The organism is Gemmatimonadaceae bacterium (assembly GCA_019637355.1).
Classification (GTDB): Bacteria; Gemmatimonadota; Gemmatimonadetes; order Gemmatimonadales; family Gemmatimonadaceae; genus Pseudogemmatithrix.
In genome coordinates this window covers 479,359-497,182 of record JAHBVT010000001.1, presented here as the reverse complement: position 1 = coordinate 497,182, position 17,824 = coordinate 479,359, and the positions used below count along the sequence as shown (strand labels likewise).

Annotated in this window: 18 protein-coding genes; 3 read left to right on the top strand and 15 right to left on the bottom strand. The window is 65.6% G+C overall.

What is annotated here, in order from left to right:
* Nucleotides 1–61: 61 nt before the first annotated feature.
* The 12 genes from KF689_02200 to KF689_02145 form a co-directional block, all read right to left on the bottom strand.
* Nucleotides 62–2,854, bottom strand: a complete 2,793-nt coding sequence (locus tag KF689_02200; GenBank protein ID MBX3132184.1) for a class I SAM-dependent DNA methyltransferase — start codon at nucleotides 2,852–2,854, stop codon at nucleotides 62–64.
* Between the two features lie 247 nt (nucleotides 2,855–3,101).
* On the bottom strand, nucleotides 3,102–4,082 hold the full coding sequence (locus tag KF689_02195; GenBank protein MBX3132183.1) for an NTP transferase domain-containing protein: 981 nt from the start codon (nucleotides 4,080–4,082) through the stop codon (nucleotides 3,102–3,104).
* Nucleotides 4,079–4,459, bottom strand: a complete 381-nt coding sequence (locus KF689_02190; protein MBX3132182.1) for a cupin domain-containing protein — start codon at nucleotides 4,457–4,459, stop codon at nucleotides 4,079–4,081. Before KF689_02190 ends, KF689_02195 begins: the two co-directional genes overlap by 4 nt.
* Nucleotides 4,459–5,037 (bottom strand): 4Fe-4S dicluster domain-containing protein, encoded by a 579-nt coding sequence (locus tag KF689_02185; protein ID MBX3132181.1) that lies wholly within the window; start codon nucleotides 5,035–5,037, stop codon nucleotides 4,459–4,461. Before KF689_02185 ends, KF689_02190 begins: the two co-directional genes overlap by 1 nt.
* Nucleotides 5,038–5,068: 31 nt before the next feature.
* Nucleotides 5,069–5,560 (bottom strand): hypothetical protein, encoded by a 492-nt coding sequence (locus KF689_02180; protein ID MBX3132180.1) that lies wholly within the window; start codon nucleotides 5,558–5,560, stop codon nucleotides 5,069–5,071.
* Nucleotides 5,527–5,907, bottom strand: coding sequence for a ribbon-helix-helix protein, CopG family (locus KF689_02175; protein MBX3132179.1), 381 nt, complete (start codon nucleotides 5,905–5,907; stop codon nucleotides 5,527–5,529). The genes KF689_02180 and KF689_02175 overlap by 34 nt, the downstream gene beginning before the upstream one ends.
* A gap of 110 nt (nucleotides 5,908–6,017) precedes the next feature.
* Nucleotides 6,018–6,560, bottom strand: a complete 543-nt coding sequence (locus KF689_02170; GenBank protein ID MBX3132178.1) for a F0F1 ATP synthase subunit delta — start codon at nucleotides 6,558–6,560, stop codon at nucleotides 6,018–6,020.
* The gene (atpF, locus tag KF689_02165; GenBank protein MBX3132177.1) at nucleotides 6,561–7,130 is read right to left on the bottom strand and encodes a F0F1 ATP synthase subunit B; all 570 of its coding nucleotides are present in this window, start codon (nucleotides 7,128–7,130) and stop codon (nucleotides 6,561–6,563) included.
* A gap of 166 nt (nucleotides 7,131–7,296) precedes the next feature.
* The gene (gene atpE / locus KF689_02160; protein MBX3132176.1) at nucleotides 7,297–7,506 is read right to left on the bottom strand and encodes an ATP synthase F0 subunit C; all 210 of its coding nucleotides are present in this window, start codon (nucleotides 7,504–7,506) and stop codon (nucleotides 7,297–7,299) included.
* A gap of 248 nt (nucleotides 7,507–7,754) precedes the next feature.
* The gene (atpB, locus tag KF689_02155; protein MBX3132175.1) at nucleotides 7,755–8,684 is read right to left on the bottom strand and encodes a F0F1 ATP synthase subunit A; all 930 of its coding nucleotides are present in this window, start codon (nucleotides 8,682–8,684) and stop codon (nucleotides 7,755–7,757) included.
* Nucleotides 8,681–9,019, bottom strand: coding sequence for a hypothetical protein (locus tag KF689_02150; GenBank protein ID MBX3132174.1), 339 nt, complete (start codon nucleotides 9,017–9,019; stop codon nucleotides 8,681–8,683). Before KF689_02150 ends, atpB begins: the two co-directional genes overlap by 4 nt.
* A complete protein-coding gene (locus tag KF689_02145; protein MBX3132173.1) occupies nucleotides 9,016–9,204 on the bottom strand; it encodes an AtpZ/AtpI family protein in 189 nt (62 codons plus the stop codon). The genes KF689_02150 and KF689_02145 overlap by 4 nt, the downstream gene beginning before the upstream one ends.
* 497 nt (nucleotides 9,205–9,701) lie before the next feature.
* On the opposite strand from KF689_02145, the gene KF689_02140 reads away from it, so the two are divergent.
* On the top strand, nucleotides 9,702–10,067 hold the full coding sequence (locus KF689_02140) for a hypothetical protein (GenBank protein ID MBX3132172.1): 366 nt from the start codon (nucleotides 9,702–9,704) through the stop codon (nucleotides 10,065–10,067).
* A gap of 58 nt (nucleotides 10,068–10,125) precedes the next feature.
* Here the strand turns inward: KF689_02140 and KF689_02135 are convergent, their stop codons facing one another.
* On the bottom strand, nucleotides 10,126–10,857 hold the full coding sequence (locus KF689_02135) for a response regulator transcription factor (GenBank protein ID MBX3132171.1): 732 nt from the start codon (nucleotides 10,855–10,857) through the stop codon (nucleotides 10,126–10,128).
* Nucleotides 10,854–11,870, bottom strand: coding sequence for a HAMP domain-containing histidine kinase (locus tag KF689_02130; GenBank protein ID MBX3132170.1), 1,017 nt, complete (start codon nucleotides 11,868–11,870; stop codon nucleotides 10,854–10,856). The genes KF689_02135 and KF689_02130 overlap by 4 nt, the downstream gene beginning before the upstream one ends.
* A 257-nt stretch (nucleotides 11,871–12,127) precedes the next feature.
* On the opposite strand from KF689_02130, the gene KF689_02125 reads away from it, so the two are divergent.
* Nucleotides 12,128–13,060, top strand: coding sequence for a MoxR family ATPase (locus tag KF689_02125; GenBank protein MBX3132169.1), 933 nt, complete (start codon nucleotides 12,128–12,130; stop codon nucleotides 13,058–13,060).
* A gap of 141 nt (nucleotides 13,061–13,201) precedes the next feature.
* Nucleotides 13,202–16,327 carry an AAA family ATPase gene (locus KF689_02120; protein ID MBX3132168.1) on the top strand — a complete coding sequence of 1,042 codons (3,126 nt, stop codon included), beginning with the start codon at nucleotides 13,202–13,204 and terminating at the stop codon, nucleotides 16,325–16,327.
* Here KF689_02120 and KF689_02115 read toward each other — a convergent pair.
* A complete protein-coding gene (locus KF689_02115; GenBank protein MBX3132167.1) occupies nucleotides 16,319–17,653 on the bottom strand; it encodes an HD-GYP domain-containing protein in 1,335 nt (444 codons plus the stop codon). The two genes, KF689_02120 and KF689_02115, sit on opposite strands and share 9 nt — an antisense overlap.
* Nucleotides 17,654–17,824: the final 171 nt, after the last annotated feature.

Sequence of the window (17,824 nt, the reverse complement as noted above, 5' to 3'; positions counted from 1 at the left end):
ATAACCCATAGTCATATTTCATCAAGCCCCACCTTTCGACGGCGAGTTCTTCCCCGTCCCGCTAGCCTCTCGGTTTGCGCGTCCCGCGCCGCGGGGCTGCGCCGACGCCGAGCGGGCTCACCATCTTCTCGTAGAAGCCCAGCAGGTACTCCGCGCGTTCGCGGTCGGTCTTGAACGGTGCCTTGCGGTAGAGCCGCTCGACCGCGCGGTCGAGGGCCTGGTGCGCCCTGCGGAGCGCGGACGGCATCGTGTCGGGGTCGTAGAGGTCGGCGAGGGTGGCCTCCCGGTGCTCGGCGCGGGCATCGAGCACGGCCTGCGCCATCGGTTCAATCTGGGCGAGCACGGCGGTACCACCGGCCGGTAGCGGGAACGTGTTGTACACGAGCCCGATGGCGTAGCGATAATCGCTCTTGAGCCGGCCACCGATGTGACGCATCCAGCTCATATGCATCGCTGACGTGAGGAGCCCGAACTGGCCCAGGGTGGCCTGTTCCATCACGCGCACAAGGTTGCTCGGTATCACCGGCGGCTCGAGCCAGCCAATGGGGATATACTCGCGACGCTCCGAGCTCACCTCGGGCACGACCAGGAACGTCGAGTCTGGAATCACGTTGACCTGGAATAGGGTCGGCGTGTCCGCCAGCTGCTGCGTGCCCTCTCGCTTACTGGTTCGACGAAACGTCCGTACCGCCGCAACGCGTTCCCTGACCATCGGAAGCCGCTTCAGCGTCTCGGGCGAAGCATCGCGCGCGAACAGGAGATAGCGCTCGCCTCCGTTCAGGAACTCTTCCGCGCCCACGAACGGCCGGAAGAGCGGCCGAGCCTCGGGTTCAAGCCTCAGGAATGCCCTGCGCTCATCGGGAGTGAAGACGTAGTGACCGCCATCAATGGGCTGCGATCCGCTCAGCAGACGCGGCAAGCCGTTGACTGGCCGCGAAACCTCCGCCACCACCACGTGCGGATTCGCCAACTGCGACGCATCGAACAGATATGGACTCAACACCGAATGCACGCTCTCAAACGGCTCCCCGTTGATGTCCTCATACGAGTACAGCCGGCGCGCCGGCGGCGCGTGCTCGGCGCGCGCGAGCCCGATAATCACCACGTGCACGTGCGCCTTCCCCCGCGCATCGCTGCCCCACGCGAAGGTCCGGTGCGCGAAGGCAATCTCCAGCTTGCTCTGCTCGAACAGCAGCGGCCACAGCTGCGCCACCTGCTCGCCCTGCGTGATGCTGTTCGTCGCCACGAATCCAATGCCAATCGGCCTCGCCCCCACATAGCGACCCGCGAGAATAAACCACGCGGCCACATAGTCCAACGACCCGCCGCTGCCGCCGAGGTTTGCCACGCGCCGCACCTGCGCACGCTGCTCCGGACTCTGGAACTTGCTCCCGATGAAGGGCGGATTGCCGAGTACATAGCTGCAGCGCTCCGGCGACAACACCTCCGCCCAGTCCATTTCGAGCGCATCCCCGTGCTTGATCGTCGGCGACTTCCGCAGCGGGATACGCGCATACGACTGCCCGAACTCCAACGACAGCCGATTGTTCATAATGTGGTCCATCATCCACATCGCCGTCTCGGCGATGCGCGCCGGGAACTCGCTGAACTCGATGCCGAAGAACTGGTCCACGTCCACCACGGACAGCACCGCGGTGTCAGCTTCGAGCTGATCCGACTTGCCGCGCAACGCGCGCAAGACCTCGATCTCGAGCGTGCGCAGCTCACGGTAGGCGATGATGAGGAAGTTGCCGCAGCCGCAGGCCGGGTCGAGGAAGCGCAGCGTGCCGAGCTTCTGCTGGAACTCGAGCAGCCGCTTGCGCCGATCCGACCTGAGTGCGTCGAGCCGGCGGAACTCCGCCCACAGCGCATCGAGGAACAGCGGCTTGATGACCTTGAGGATGTTCTTCTCGGTGGTGTAATGCGCTCCCTGCGCACGGCGCTCCTTGGCGTCCATTACCGACTGGAACAGCGAGCCGAATATGGCCGGTGAGATGCCGGCCCAGTCGAACTCACAGGCCTCGAGGAGCAGCTTCCGCGTCGGTGCATCGAACGACGGGATCGAGATCGCATCGCTGAACAGCTGGCCGTTCACGTAGGGGAACCGCGCCAAGTCCTCGTCGAGCGTGCTGTTGCGCCGGTCCTCAGGCGTGTTGAGCGTCTGGAACAGCAGCGCGAGCTTCGGCCCGAGGTCCGACCCGTCGTCCTGCGTCCGGTGCTGCAGGTAGTCGAGGAAGCTCTCGCGGGGCTCGAAGATACCCGTGTCGTCCGCGAACAGGCAGAAGACCAGGCGCACGAGAAAGACCTCGAGGTCGTGCCCCGTGTAGCCGGACTCCTCAAGGCGGTCGTGGATCTTCCCGACCAGCTCTGCGGCCTTGATGTTGACCGGATCCTGGTCGTCGAAGGCCCGCTTCTCCACGCCGAGGATGAATCCGAACTTCTCGACGTGCTTGGGGAGCTCCGCCAGCGCAAAGCTCACCGAAGCATCGGTGACCAGGTCCTTGAGTTCAAAGTTCTGGAAGTCGCTCACGAGCAGGAACCGCGGCAGCTCGCTGTCCTTGAGCCCCGGGAAGTAGTCGAGCGCCTGCTCGCGCGCCGACGCCAGGTCACGGCCCTTGCTCTTCTGCTCCACGAGCAGCACGCCCTTCCAGAAGAGGTCGATGAACCCCGACTTCCCGGCATCGAGCGCCTTGACCGGTCGCTCGAACTGTGCCACGCGCTGCACCGGGACCCCGAAGACGTCGAAGAAATCTCGGTAGAAGAGCTGGGTCTCGCCCTTCTCGTAGCCCTTACCCGCCCACTTCTTCGCGAAGGCCGCGGCGCGCGGCCGAATCTCGTTCCACGGGAGTCGCATTGGGGCGGAATATGGGCGGCGACGCCAGCGATAGCCATAGGACGAAAGCTTCTCCGCGGCCTGCACCTCCGCCGTACTCAGTCCATTGCCCCTCCCATCACCACCGCGCACCAGAAACGACGAGGGCCCGCACCAATCCCTCGGTGCGGACCCCCCAAGCACTTGCTGTTGCCGTTCGCTGCGCCCTCTGCGTCTCTGCGTTGAAAAGTAGCTCGCAGTCCTCTGTGCCCTCTGTGGTGAACCGCCGTTACCGCTTCACCTCAGCATTATCCCCGAGCGTCACCGCCCCCGTGACCCCCTCGAGCACTACCGAGTCCCCGATCATCGAATCGTGCAGCGTGCAGCCATCCAGCGTCGAGCGATCCCCCACGATCGTATCCCGCAGGGTGCAGCCCCTCACCGACGTCCCCGCCCCGATCACGACGTTCGGCCCCACCGTCGAGCCCTCGACCACTGCGCCTGCCTCGATCCGCACCGGCTCGATGATCTTCGAGTCCTTCACCGTGCCCATCTGCGCCGCGCGGCCCTTCTCGAGCATCGTGCGGTTCGTCTCGAGCAGCGTGTCGAGCTTGCCGGCGTCGTACCAGCCGCCCACGTCAATCACGCGGATCTTGGCCCCGTGGTCGATCATATACTGGAACGCGTCGGTGAGATACCACTCCCCCTTGTTCGCCGGCTGCTGCAGCGTGTGGGCGATGCCCTCGTACAGCAGCTTCCAGTTCTTGATGTAGTAGAGCCCGATGTTCGCCCGCTTGCTGATCGGCGTGCTCGGCTTCTCGACGATCTTCGTCATATGGCCGTTGGCGTCGGTGACCACGACGCCGAAACGCTGATAGTCCTCGACCTCCTTCGTCCAGATGATGCCGTCATCGTCGCTGGTCTCCACCACCGACAGGTCGGCGTCGAAGATGGTATCGACGAAGATGATCAGCACCGGCTGGTCCACGTACGGCCGCGCGAGTTCCACCGCGCCGGCGGTGCCGTCCTGCACCTTCTGCTCCACGTACACACCCGGAATCGAGTACGTCGCCTTGGCGTGCGCCTCGACCTTCTCCTTCAGGTGCCCGGTGATGTAGACGACCTGTTCGACGCCCGTGAGCTTGGCGACGTCGTCCATCACGTAGTCCATCACCGGCTTGCCGGCCACCTTGAGCATCGGCTTGGGCACGGTGTGCGTGTGCGGCCTCAGGCGCGTGCCCTTGCCGGCCAACGGGATGATCACTTTCACGGTGCGCTCGTCCCCTCTCGTCCGTAGCGGTCGGTGAGCCGCACCACGTCGTCCAGGTGCGGCGTGGAGGCCTCGAGGACCTCGCAGTCGGTGATGGCTTCCATCTGGTGGATCTGCCCCGGCGTGTTCCGGAAGCTCTCGCCGGCGCGCAGCGGGTACTCCTCCAGCCCGTTGCCGCGGTCGATGCGATACGTCATCTCGCCGCGCAGCAGGTGCAGGGTCTCGTCCTTCGTGTTGTGGTACTGCACGGACAGCGCGTGCCCGGCCTTCACGTACAGCAGCTTGCCCACGTACTGGTCCGTGTGCGCCCAGATCACCTCGTGCCCCCACGGCTTGGGCACCACGCGCACCGGTTGAGGGCCAGACCCTGGCTTCATCAGAGCATCTCCAAGGGCCGCGCACTCAGGCTTGTCGGCGTCGTCACGCACGCGTTCAAGCACTGCCCGCAGCCGGTACAGGCCGCCCCGATCACCGGGCGACCACGGTCGTCCATCTTCAGCGCGTCCTCGCCCACCGGGCAGACCCGCGCACAAATCCCGCATTCCACGTCGCGGTACGTGATACACCGCCCCGTGTCGATCTCCACCTGCGCCATCTTCACATCGCGCCAGCCCCAGGGCGGCACGTCCAGCGCCGGCGTCGGACAGACTGCGGCGCAGGGCATCGTCTCGCACATCAGGCAGGCCGTCAGGCCCACGTCCAGCGTCGGCGTCCCGGCCGCCAAGCCCGCCTTCGGTGGCAGCTTGGTGATGGCGTGCACCGGGCACACGTCCGCGCAGGCCCCGCAGCGCGTGCAGGCCGCGAGGAACGCCGCCTCCGGCAAGGCGCCCGGGGGCCGCAGGTACTGCGACTGCACGACCTTGTGCTCAACCGCACCCACGAGCTCGCGCAGGGCCCGGGTGAGGCCCTGCGAGAAGAACGAGCGGCGGTCGAGCGGTCCCGAGCTATCCGTCACGGCAATCCCGGCTGCGAAAGCACCGTGAAAGCTAACCACGCAACCGCCTAATCTCCTCCAGCACCACGAGGTCTGCGTCATCCTGCGGACGCCCCGTGCGCTTGGATGCCATCAGGTCCTCGAGCGACAGCGTGGGAATCTCGACCCCCTCCAGCTCGAAATGCTCGGCGCTGCGTACCGCGTCGCGGTAACGGACGCTCCAGGCCACGGTGAGGATGTCCACGCGCGGGTCATCCCCGATGATGGTCACGAACTTCCTCGCCACCTCGGCTGCCGCCCACTCCTTGGCGAAGCCGTACCCCATCGTCGACAGCGCATCGAGCACGCGCCGAGCGTTGGCCTCGGTGGGCTCGATCAGGATGTCGATGTCGCGCGTGGCGCGGGCACTGCCCCAGAGCTGCAGCGCGCGCGCCCCCGCCACGAGATAGCGGGCACCGGTCGCATTGAGCCGCCAGCAGACCTCGGCGAGTTCCGTACGGAACGGCGGGCCTACAGGAGGCCGGTCGCTTCCAAGCGCTTCCATTCCAGATAGTCCTCGAAGCGATCGAAGCCCGCGTACAGCGCAGCAAAGCGTCGCCGCGGTACCTCGCGTGCCGTCCGCTCCGCGGCGAGGACGCGCTCGAGCGGCGTGAGCGCGAGGTCCGCACGCAGCTGCGCACGACGCGAGGCGTCGAGACGTGGCGGGATGGACGCGGGGGCCCTCGATGGTGATGGAGCTGGCGCCTCCTCCGACAGCTCCAAGCGCCGCACCGCCTCGGCCAGCACCCAACTGCGCGAGCGGCCGGCCTGCTTCGCGAGTCGGTCGGCCCGCCGGAGCGCGTCCGGCGGAATCGTCATACTGATGCGGGCAAGCGGGGAGGCGTCGGCCATAGGAGTAATACTCGGTATTATCACTGACCTGTCAAGCGGGGAGCCCCCATATACGAAAAGGCCACCCTTCGCGGATGGCCTTCCGATTGCACTTCGGGGCGGGGGGTCGCCTAGCGCGCGCCCACCAACGCCGTGCGCAGCTTGCCGAGCTTCCGCCGCATCGACCCGTCCATCACCTGGTCGCCGACGCGCACCACCACGCCGCCGATGATGCGCTCGTCCACCGTCACGTGCGGCACCACGGTCTTGCCGATCGCCGCGCTCAGCGCCTTGGCCAGCGACGCCGTCGCCGCGGCGTCATAGCTGCGCGCCACGGTCACGCGCGCGTGCACGCGGCCTTCGGCGGCATCGAGCAGGTCGTGGTACTCGGTGGCGATCGCCGGGATCAGCATCTGCCGGCGGTTGGTGATCAGCTTCTGCACGAAGAGCACGAAGCTGCGCGGCGCCTTGTCGGCCAGCGCCTTGCCCAGCACCGCGCCCTTCTGCGCGGCGCTGATCCGCGGCGCCTCGAGGAAGTGCTGCAGCTGCGCGTCACCGCTCACCGCGTCGCCCAGCGCGCCGATGAGCGCGCCGAAGCCGGCCGTGTCCTTCGCCTTGCCGGCAAGGGTCAGCAGGGCTTCGGCGTAGTTCCGCGCGATCGAGGACTCGCGCATTTACTTCTTCCCGAGCGAGGCGAGGTACTGCTCGACCATCTGGCGGTCGGTGGCGGCGTCGAGCTTCTGCCCGACGAGCTTGCCGGCGCCGGCGAGGGCTAGGTCCACCGCCTCGCGCCGGAGCTCGTCGATGGCCTTGGACTTCTCGGACTCGATCTCCTTGCGGGCGCGCTCGAGCAGCTCGGCCTGCTGCTGCCGCGTCTGCTCCAGCATCTCGGCGCGCATCGACTCGGCCGTCGCGCGGCCCTCGGCGATGTAGCGCTGCGCCTCGGTGCGCGCGGCTTCGATCGCAGCCTTCTGCTCGGCGACCATCTTGGCCGCCTCGTTGCGGTCACGCTCGGCCGAGGCCATCGCGTCGAGGATCGCCTGCTCGCGGCCCTGCACGGCGGCGAGGATCGGGCCCCAGGCGAACTTGTAGAGCAGGAAGAACGTCACGAAGAAGACGACGATCGTCCAGAAGATCAGCCCGGTGTGCGGCAGGAGCAGGTTGACCTTGCCGCCTTCGGCCGCGGCGGACGCCGGCGAGGCAGTCAGGAGGAGCAGGGCAACGGCGGAGAGGAGCGTGCGCATCGGAGTATCCGAGAGGAAATCGGCGCGAGGCCGAGGGAGGATCGGGAGCTGCGTCGGGTGATGGTCGACGTCGCCGGGCCAGCGCGACGTCACGGGTGCGCCGGCCTGCGCGGCACCCGGGTGGCGCGCCGGAGCACCGAGCGGTGCTCCGGCACACCGGTCCAGCTTAGAACTTGCCCTGGATCGAGAACGCGACGACGATGCCGAACAGCGCGGCGCCTTCGATGAAAGCGGCGAGGATCAGCGCAGCCGTCTGGATCTTGCCAGCCGCTTCCGGCTGACGGGCCATCCCTTCGACGGCCGAGCCGCCGATGCGGCCGATGCCCATACCGGCACCGACGACGGCGAGACCGGCGCCGACGGCGGCACCGAGCATCGCGAGACCCGAGTTGTTACCGGCCGCAACCGCGGCCTCCTGCAGCATCGGAACGAGCGAGATCATTGAAGAAACCCTTGAGGTGTGTGGTGCAGCGTGGTCCAGCGCGCGTCTTACTGCGCTGCTCGCCGGCGAGTCCGAGGACTCAGCGAGCTTCACCCGGCACTCGCCGAGTTACGGACGTGAGACTTGGGACTTGAGACGTGAGGGACGCGCCCCCAAGTCTCCCGTCTCAACTCTCACGTCTTCTAGTGGTGCGCCTCCCGGATCAGCCCGATGAACACGCTCGACAGCAGCGTGAACACGAAGGCCTGGAGGAACGCCACGAAAATCTCGAGGAACATAATGGCCACGGCCATTCCCAGCGGCGCGACGCCGATCGGGAGGCCGAAGCTGAAGAACAGGCCCATCATCGCGAGCAGCACGATGTGGCCGGCGGTCATATTGGCGAAGAGACGAATCGCCAGCGCGAACGGCTTGGTGAACTTCCCGAGCAGTTCCACCGGCGAGATGATGATGAACATCAGCGGCCGCATCACGACCGGCAGGTCCTTGTTCCAGTAGAAGATCGTGCTCAGGTAGCCCCAGCCATTGGCGCGGATACCGGCGATCTCGACCGTCAGGAAGGTCAGCAGGGCCAGCGTGGCCGTCACCGAGATGTTGCCGGTGGCGGTGGCGCCGTAGGGCACCAGGCCGAGCAGGTTCAGCGTGAGGATGAAGAAGAACACCGTCAGCAGGTAGGGCACGAAGCCCTCGCCGTGGTGGCCGACGTTGGGCAGGATCACCTCGTTGCGGATGTAGAGGATGATCGCCTCGAAGGCATTGGCCGCGCCCTTGGGCGCCGTGCCCGCCGCGCGGGCCCGCGTGAGCGAGCGCGAGATCGACGTCATCAGCAGCACCAGCAGCGTCGCGCCGATCAGCAGGAAGTACACGTGCTTGGTCGGCGAGAGGTCAACCAGCACGCCACCGACGTGGAACTGCAGCGCCTCGTACTTCGGGAGATGGATCTCCTTGAAGAACGGGGGCAGGATCCAGGGGATCTCCATATGATCCCCGTCCGTGATGTGCGGCGTGATGATGTCGACCTTCTCGCCCTGCGCGGGCTCGGACGCGCGCAGCGGCGCGGCGGACGCGAACAGCGCAAGGGCAAGGGCGACCAGCGTACGGATCTTGATCATTTCAGGAAGAATGGCTCGACCAGCATCGTGACGAACAGGAATCCCACCAGGCTCATCAGCGCGGGCCCGAACGGCAGCCCCAGCGCCTTCGCTCCCACCACGGCGTGAATGCCCACCGCCGCAAACCGCAGCAGGGCCCCGAGGCCCCAGCCGGCGATCGGGTTCGTCCGCACGAAGGGACGCGCCACCGAGAACGCCAGCACCTGCACCAGCATCGCAATCCCCGCGCTGACCCAGAACGCCCGCGCCAGCTCCGGCTTGAGCGCCGCGAGGCCCCAGGCGCCGCCGAGGACCAGCAACGCCGCCACGGCCACGAATCCGGCCGTCTGCCTCACTTGCCCTTCCGCGCCCGCTCGGCCGCCTCTTCGCGGGCCTGGTCTGCCATCAGGCTCTTATACATCGAGTAGAAGGAGGCCCCCGCCCCGACAAAGACGCCCAGCAGCATAAACAGGCCCTTGGTACCGGCCCAGCGATCCACCCACTGCCCCACCCACAGGAACAGCAGGATGGACAACATCATCTGGAACCCGAGGCCCACGTACTTGCCCGCGGCCCCCAGCGAACCCGCTCCCCAAGCCCCTCCTCGGACCCGGGCTAACGGGTCGTCGTCTCGACGGGGTTCCTGTTCCATTTCAGCCACGAAAAATAGGGGCTTGTGAAATTTTTCGCAAGCAAAAAACACCCACCTTGCGTGCGCGGCCGTGACCTCCACTCACCGCAGTGCGTCCACGCGGCGAGGGACCATTCACGAAACCCGAACAGACACAGAAGACTGGTTTTCCACGGCCCGCGAAATCTGGACGAATTTTCGTGACTAGCAGGCAAGTGGCCGTGGCGTATTCAGTTAGCCGTGACCTAGGCATTTGACGAATCGTCCAACTGTTGATAAGTTAGCCACCACTCCCCACCGGTGCGGTCCAAATGCGTGAAAAGGTTCCATTCACCCTCGTGTGCATTGCAGTGCTCGCATTCGCGTGCGGGCCTCGTCCACGAAGTGAAGGAACCACTGAGCGCACGGTGAAGCGCAACGCTGCGATCGATTCCCGCGCGCCGCTCGCGCCTTCGCTCGACGTCGCCGTCAACGACGGCGTGCAGTTCAGCTTCGACGTCACCAACGCCAGCGCGCGCAAGCTCGAGCTGCTCTTCAACGACGGACGCACGCACGACATCGTCGTGCTCGACACGCTCGGCCGCGAAGTGTGGCGCTGGAGCGAAGGCCGGATGTTCACGCAGGCGGTGCAGATGCGCGTGCTGCGCGCCAGCGACACGCTACGCTTCGCCGAGTCCTGGCGCGATCCGCAGCCCGGACACTACGTGGCCGTCGCCACGATGCCGGCGCGCAACCATCCCGTCGAGCAGCGCGTCGCCTTCGTCGTCCAGTAGGAGCCGCTCCGCCGCAGTGAATGACAGCGCCGCGCCCTCGGGTGCGGCGTTCGTGCATTCAGCCTTCGCTGGGCTCCTCGCCGGCAGCGGTGAAGCGGTAGCCCACGCCGCGCACCGTATGGAAATGCCGCGGCCGCTCCGGCTCGCGCTCGAAGCGCTTCCGCAACTTCACGATGAAGTTGTCGATCGTGCGTGAACTCGGCAGCACCTCCCCGCCCCACACGCGCTCCAGCAGGTCCTCGCGCCACACCACGCGCCCGTCGCGCTTGGCCAGCTCGGCGAGGATCAGCGCTTCCTTGGGCGTGAGCTGCTGCTCCTGGCCGTCCCAGTTGCGGCCGCGGAAGCTGGTGAAGTCAAACTCGTTTCCGCCGAAGCGCAGCAGCTCGCGGCTGCCGAGCAGCGCATCGAAGCGCGTGCGCCGCCGGACGATGGCTGCCACTCGCAGCAGCAGCTCCTTCAGGTGGAAGGGCTTGGGCAGATAGTCGTCGCCGCCGGCCTCGAGCCCGCGGATGCGGTCGTGCGCACCGCCCTTGGCCGTCAGGAACAGCACCGGCGTGTCGTTGCCCTCCCGACGCAGCGTCTCGCACACGGTGAAGCCGTCCATCCCCGGCAGCATCACGTCGAGCACGACGACGGCGTAGTCGTGCGCGCGCACCTGCGCCAGGGCACTGGGCCCGTCGCTGACGAAGTCCACCGCGTAGCCCTCGTGCACGAGGTTCTCGCGGATGCCGCGCGCGAGATTCGGCTCGTCCTCCACGAGGAGCACACGGGCACCGCCGGGCGCGCTCACGAGCGTTCCTCGGCCGGACGCGGCCAGCGCACCGTGAAGACCGCGCCAAGCCCGTGCCCGGCACTCTGGGCGCGCACGCGGCCGCCCGCGTGCGTCACCAGGCGTTCGACGAGATACAATCCCAGGCCCGTGCCCTGCATCCGTCCGCGACCGTCGCCTTCCAGGCGATAGAACTGCTCGAACAACCGCGCTGCCTCCCTCGGGGGGAACCCGACACCGTCGTCACTGACCTCGAGCACCACGTCGTGGCCCTCGGCCTGCGCCTGCACCTGCACCACGCCGCCGCGCGGACTCGCCTTGATCGCGTTGTGCAGGAGGTTGCGCACCACCGTGCGCAGGCCATCCCGGTCGGCGTGCACCACCAAGCGGTGCGACACCGCCGTCTCCACGCGCACCTCGCACTCGTCGGCGAACGCCGCGAGCTCTTCGTTCATCTCCGCGACCACCTCGTCCAACGCGACCTGCTCGGGGTGCGCCTCGCCGCCGCTGGCCAGGCGCGAGGTGTCCAGCGTGTTGGCGACCATCCGTTCCAGCCGTCCCAGCTCCACGACGATGCGCCGCATCAACTCCGCGCGCTCGGCGGCGGCGGGCTCACGCAGCGCGAGCGTCTCCACGGAGAGGCGCAGGCTGGCGAGCGGACTCTTGAACTCGTGCGAGACGGCGGCGAGGAAACGCTCCTGCCGGCGGCGCAGCTCGGCCTCTTCGCGCAGCGCCTTCAGTACCACGGCCATCGCGGCCAGGAGCACGGCGAGGAAGAACGCACCCTCCCAGGCGTAGCGGTTGAGGCGTTGCGCGCGTTCGCGGCCCAGCTGGGCGATCTGCTCGGCGCCCGCCCCGGTGGCGGTGAGCGCCTCAGCCAGACGCTCCGTCATCACCTGCGTGTAGCGCCACTCGTCCCACATCCAGAACGCGAGCTGGGCGGCGCAGACCAGCAGCAACAGGAAGAACCCGACTTGGACGCTGCGGGTGGACGGCGCGCGGTTGGGGCCACTGTGGGATGGCAACGGACTCACGCCGGCTCCGCGATGGCGTCGGCGGCGGGCTTCGGCAGAACGGGAAGTGGCATCCTTCTCAATGTGGTCGATTGTCGCGGCTTCTGCCTCCCCAATCCCGATGGGTTGAGCGACTTGCGGGCGTCGCGCGTTAGATTGCCGGACCCCCCGCCGGACCCATTCCGAGAGAGCCCGTGAGCCAGACTGCAGTGCGCGACGCCGCCGCGGACGCGCGAGACTTGGAGCTGTTGGCACGCCTCGCCGAGGCCCGTCGCGAGATGGGGCGGCAGATTGCGCAGCGCATCGTCGGCCAGGGCGAGATCGTCGATATGCTTACGTCGGCAGTGCTCGCCGGGGGCCACGTGCTGCTGGTCGGCGTGCCGGGGCTCGCCAAGACGCTGCTGATCCAGACGCTGAGTCAGGCGCTCGACCTCGAGTTCAGCCGCATCCAGTTCACACCCGACCTGATGCCCAGCGACATCACCGGGACCGAGCTGCTCGAGGAGGACCACGGCACCGGCAAGCGGGCGTTCACGTTCGCGCGCGGTCCCGTGTTCGGCAACATCGTGCTGGCCGACGAGATCAACCGTGCGCCGCCGAAGACGCAGGCCGCGCTGCTGCAGGCGATGCAGGAGCACACGGTGACCGTGGCGGGCAAGACCTACACCTTGCCCGAGCCCTTCTTTGTGCTCGCGACGCAGAACCCCATCGAGCAGGAGGGCACCTACCACCTGCCCGAAGCGCAGCTCGACCGTTTTATGTACGAGTTGCGGATGGGCTACCCCAGCGTCGGTGAGGAAGAGGACATCGTCTCCACCACCACCGGCGTGCAGAAGGGCGTCGTGAAGCCGGTGCTGACGGCCGCCGAGGTCTTGGAGATGCAGCAGTTGGTGCGTCGTCTGCCTGCACCGCCGTCGTTGGTGCAGTATGCCGTCGGACTCGCGCGCGCGACGCGGCCTGGCGAGCCCGAGGCCACGCCGGCGGTGAAGAAGTACGTGAGCTTCGGCGCCGGTCCGCGCGCTGGGCAGAACCTCGTGCTGGGGGCCAAGGCGCGTGCCGCGATGGACGGCCGCGCGGTCCCTGACCTCGAGGACGTCGACGCCGTGGCCTTCAGCGTGCTCAGGCACCGTGTGGTGCTCAACTTCCAGGCCGAGGCCGAGGGTGTGGGGATCGAGCAGATCCTCGGGCTCGGCGGGCGTTCCGGGCGGTAGATCCCGCGTCTCACGGCAGTCACGCGCGCCGTCGGTCCTCAGGACCGGCGGCGCGTTTCGCATCCCTAGCGGACTGCTGCCCCCAGGCGCAGAATCCGCCGAGTGACGGGCGGGTGACGGGGGGTGCGAGGATATGGTGCTATGGCGAAGAAACCGGTGAAGCCGGACCTCGTGCGGGTCCGCGTGCTGGGGAAGGCCGAGATCCACGTCGGGTCGCGGAAGATCGGGATGAACACCGAGGCGATGTTCGCCTTGGCGTTGTACCTGACCACGCGAGCCGGGGAGCGCATTCCTCGCGAGGAGCTGCTGGAGGTCTTCTGGCCCACGGGTGAGGAGGACGCGCGGCGGCACGCGATGCGGCAGATGCTGTATCGGCTCCGGCAGAAGGGGTTGGTGTTTGACGAGGAGGGGGAGTTCCTGCGGCTGGATCCGTCGCGGGTGGATAGTGATTTGCGGGAGTGTTTGGCGGCGGAGTGGGCGGAGTCGGCGCCAGCGGAGGTGGTGGAGGCGTCGTTGGCGTTGGGGCCGACGTTTAGTGGGCGGATGCCGGAGAAGGTGCTGGAGTGGTTTGACGGGGTGCGGAGCGAGGTGGAGGCGCAGCAGCGGCGGGCGGCGCAGCGGCAGGTGGTTCAGGCGCGTCGGGAGGGGCGGTGGGCGGATCTGGATCGGTGGGCGAAGGTGATTTTGCGATCGGATCCGTTGAATGAGGAGGCGACGTTGGCGCGCGCTGAGGCGACTGCTATGGAAGGGTCGAAGGTGGCAGCGCTGGGGATTCTCGATGAGTACCTGACGGAGGTCGGCCACATCTCATCGGAACTGGGCAAGCCAGCTCTCTCGATGCGCCGTCGCATTGCTGAAAGGCGAGCGGACTGGTCCGCACCTTCAGCGCGAGATACACGGCTGATTGGTCGCGAGTCCACCATGCAGATCGTCACTGCCTGCATCGAGGGCGCCATCGCCGGAAAAAGCACGCACTCACACCTTATCGGTGGGCCTGGCATCGGCAAGTCGAGGCTACTTGCCGAGGCCCGAGAGTTCGGGAGGGTGCGAGGAACGCGAACGATTGCAGTCAGTGCCGAACCAATCATGACCACTTTGCCGCTCGCGCTCTTCCAAGGCCTACTTAGACAGCTGCTGGATGTTCCAGGTGCCGCGGCCGCCCCACCGAATGACATCAACCTTCTTCGCAAGCTCGTATATCATGATGGATCGTTTGACCCGGGCGCTGTTGCAGGTCCGGTGGCGCAGACTCGAGACCACATTGCCGCTGCAGCAAGCCGTCTCATCCGTGCGATTGCGGAGGAGGGGAAGCTGCTTGTAACAATTGACGACCTGCACTGGGCAGATGAATTCTCAGCGGTGCTCATCGGCACACTTGAACTCGCTGCGATTTCTACGAACTGTGCAATGATATGTGCGTACCGACCGGAAGCGCTCGCTCGTCTCAGCGCACCTCTATCGCAGTCTGCACACACCACCGTTCGCATCCACACCCTCTCCCGGGCGGAGTCGCGCACTCTTGCTCATGAGACTCTTGCGCAGCTTCATCTCACTTCAAGCGGGCACTCGCTGGACCGCGTTGTAGAGGCTGCTGGCGGCAATCCGCTCTTCCTTCGTGAACTGTCGCTGTCCCAGTCACTTGCCGTGGCGGCGAAGCTCCTACCGGACACACTTCAGAAAGTAATCAGCTCTCGCCTGGCATCCCTGTCCGAGCTCGGAGTACGGACGCTGCGACTTATCACTCTTCTAGGGGACACAGCTACCCTGGCGCGTCTGCGCCGACTGTGCGCTACTAGCCACGAATCACTTCAACACACCATAGAAACTCTCGAACTCGATGGGATGATTTCCGCTCGCGACACTGGCGTCTTACAGCTGCACGACTGCTGGAAGGAAGCTGTCGTGTCAAGTACTCCTGCCACCCTTACGATGGCACTCGCGCTCGAGTGCGCCGAAGACCTAGAGCGGGAAGCGCACGTTGATGACATCTCCCTCTCACGTCGCGTTGCCCACTTGCTAAACCTTGCCGGCGAGAAGGAGCGCGCACTTGAGCATCTCATTGGCGCATCAGACACTCTATACGCACTAGGACTGGTCGCAGAGACGCTCTCGAGCCTCGACAGCCTCGCGGAGCTTGCGAGCTCGCCTGCGCCTCACGCGCGAATCGCTGCTCGCCGCGCTCGCGCCCACCTACTCGACGGCGATCCTGCCACGGCGCTTGAGGTGGCGAAACAATGCCTCCAGTCCTCAGCTCTACGTGATCCTAGGTTGGCGCCTGAGCGTCTCTCGGCTCTAGTGACGGTCGGCGAGGCAGAACTGCGACTTGATATGTTGAGCGATGGACCGGTGGCGGAGATCGCTTCTCTAGCAAGAAGCGGACAGCTCGGGCTAGAGTCTAGACTGCGCGCATGTCTTGTCGGAGCTCGCCTTGCCGTGAACAGACACAACCGCTCTCTTCTTGTGGAACTTGTTGAGGAATCACGAAGGCTGGAGGATAAGCTGGACGCTCCAAGCGTTGCCGCTTGGCTGACCCGAGTGATTGGCGCATCCGAACTGGGGTGCGCAACGGATATTGTTGCTGCTGTGTCTGAGTCGCCAGCTCAGTGGCCCGATTCCGCAGATGTGGCCGAGCGCTGTCACATCGAGCGAGTTGCGTGCAATGCTCTTCGACACGCTGGCGACCTCGAGGGCGCTGCTCGTCGAGGTGAAGCGGCCTTCGCGATCGCAATTGAACACGGGCTTCCGCACTTAGCTCGGGTCGCTGCAGACGCGCTTTCGTTTCTGTTTCTCGACTACTGTGACACAGGCCGGGCCGAGCAGTGGATAGACAAGGGGATGAAACTTGATTCAGTAGCAGCCTTTGGTACAACACGAACATCTGCGGTGCACGCGCAGGATCGACTCTGGATGCAGATGGGATTGTTCGAGAAGGTCGCAGTTCGCATCGGCGAGCGACTGCCTATAGCACGGAGGTTTGGCGACGTACCGAGCAAACTCGGCGAGCTATCGCTCGCGTGCTACTGCTTCGCGAAATCGGGGATGTCGCGACAAGCCGCAGCGCTTTCTGATGAGTTGCTTGAGCTTGCGCCGAAATCGTACGGCATGATTGGAAGCCACTTTGCCGTGGAACTTACCGTGCGAGGACTCAAGACTCTCGGCGACGACTCGAAAGCGTACCAAGTTGCCTCTGCCCACATGCGCCGATTCAGGGAGTCCAGTCGCCCTCCCGTGCCCCCGTTCTACATCGAACTCGCCGCCTTAAGCTGAGACTAACGCCGAAACGAACTCTCCCGTGTTGCCGTTCGTTCCCTGCCCCTCTACACCGGACTCATTGGCCGGAAACTCCGCCTGAGCCGATGTGATCGTCTGCTCGAGACGAGTCCAGTTCGCGGGAGCCAGCAATGCAGCGCAGATGCGTGGGTCGAACTGCCTCCCACTCTCAGCTGCGAGTTCCTCTCGCACCCGAGCAGGTGTCATTCCGGCCCTGTACGGACGAGATGTCGTCATCGCATCGACAGTGTCAGCTATCGCGATGATTCGTGAGTGATGTGGTATCGCGTCGCCATGAAGCTGATCGGGATATCCGGTGCCATTCCAGGCCTCATGGTGAGCGCGCACTACCGCCACTAGGTCTCGGAAGTGAGATACCTTTGCCACGAGGTCGGCGCTCCTGACGGGGTGCAGCTTCATGCGAGCAAACTCCTCGACTGTCAGCCTGCCGGGCTTTCTTAGTATCGTGGCAAACTCCTCATGGATCTTGCCGACGTCGTGAAGGAGCGCCGCCATCTCGACACGCTCAATGCCCTTGGCACTCAACCCAGCTGAACGGGCAATTTCGCGCGCGTATCGCGCCACACGCTGCGAATGACCAGACGTGTAGGGATCCCTCGCTTCGATTGAGGCCACCATTAGCTGCAACAGCTCTTCGTTGATCTTCTCAAGTGCGAAGACCATGCGATAGAGCTGACGAATGCCCAGCATCGGTAGCGCTGCAACCGCTGTCCAGGCTGCCCCTTTCGAAACGAACACCAACGAGAGAACGACGACCAGCGGCAGAGAGAGTGCGTCGTAAAGGCTAGACCCTCGCACACTCTTCAGCCAGTGAAGAAGGACACTATCACCGGCGGTCTTAGCGACTACGGTGCTTACCGCAAGCTTGTTGAGCGCAAAGTATGTCGCAGCGAGACCAAGAAACGGCCAGACTCGCGGACCGCCAGCGATGACCGACGTGCCCCCCAGCGAGTGGTATACCCAGATCCCACAGGCGATAGCAAACGTGTGCTGACCGATGTTGAAGGCAGCTTTCTGCCGTGCGCGCTTCTGAATGAGTTCCGCAAATGCCGTACTGATCGCAACAGAGAGAACCGCCGCGAGATTTGGCGCGATGATGGATATGCTTAGGTAGGGCAGAAAGCCTATGGTTCCTGACGTCGCGCGCCCTACGGGGTACGACAGAGCAGCCGCGAGAATCCCAAGTCCTGTGAAGAAACCTGCGGCCTGCCAGTCGTAAGCGCTCGGAGCGTCACCCAAAGCAAAAAAAGCCGCGATGGACACCATGGCCCCCGCGACGACAACCTCGACAATCCGCTCCACCCCAGAGGACCTCATGCGTCTCCTTTGATGCTAACCGGAGGACCCCTCGCCCTCGCACCTTCTTATGCCCAGCTCTGCGAATCACCCATCACAAACGCCGCCAGCGCGGCACAGAGTGAACAGATGTACGTCATCGAGAATCACCTCCCGTCAATGAGATCACCCGTCTCC

Excerpts from the sequence above, each read along its gene's own strand:
- atpF (MBX3132177.1), bottom strand. The coding sequence starts at position 7,130 with ATGCGCACGCTCCTCTCCGCCGTTGCCCTGCTCCTCCTGACTGCCTCG.
- KF689_02180 (MBX3132180.1), bottom strand. The coding sequence starts at position 5,560 with ATGGAAGCGCTTGGAAGCGACCGGCCTCCTGTAGGCCCGCCGTTCCGT.
- KF689_02170 (MBX3132178.1), bottom strand. The coding sequence starts at position 6,560 with ATGCGCGAGTCCTCGATCGCGCGGAACTACGCCGAAGCCCTGCTGACC.
- KF689_02190 (MBX3132182.1), bottom strand. The coding sequence starts at position 4,459 with ATGAAGCCAGGGTCTGGCCCTCAACCGGTGCGCGTGGTGCCCAAGCCG.
- KF689_02145 (MBX3132173.1), bottom strand. The coding sequence starts at position 9,204 with ATGATGTTGTCCATCCTGCTGTTCCTGTGGGTGGGGCAGTGGGTGGAT.
- KF689_02120 (MBX3132168.1), top strand. The coding sequence starts at position 13,202 with ATGGCGAAGAAACCGGTGAAGCCGGACCTCGTGCGGGTCCGCGTGCTG.
- KF689_02175 (MBX3132179.1), bottom strand. The coding sequence starts at position 5,907 with ATGGCCGACGCCTCCCCGCTTGCCCGCATCAGTATGACGATTCCGCCG.
- KF689_02200 (MBX3132184.1), bottom strand. The coding sequence starts at position 2,854 with ATGCGACTCCCGTGGAACGAGATTCGGCCGCGCGCCGCGGCCTTCGCG.
- atpE (MBX3132176.1), bottom strand. The coding sequence starts at position 7,506 with ATGCTCGGTGCCGCCGTCGGCGCCGGTCTCGCCGTCGTCGGTGCCGGT.
- atpB (MBX3132175.1), bottom strand. The coding sequence starts at position 8,684 with ATGATCAAGATCCGTACGCTGGTCGCCCTTGCCCTTGCGCTGTTCGCG.
- KF689_02125 (MBX3132169.1), top strand. The coding sequence starts at position 12,128 with ATGGGGCGGCAGATTGCGCAGCGCATCGTCGGCCAGGGCGAGATCGTC.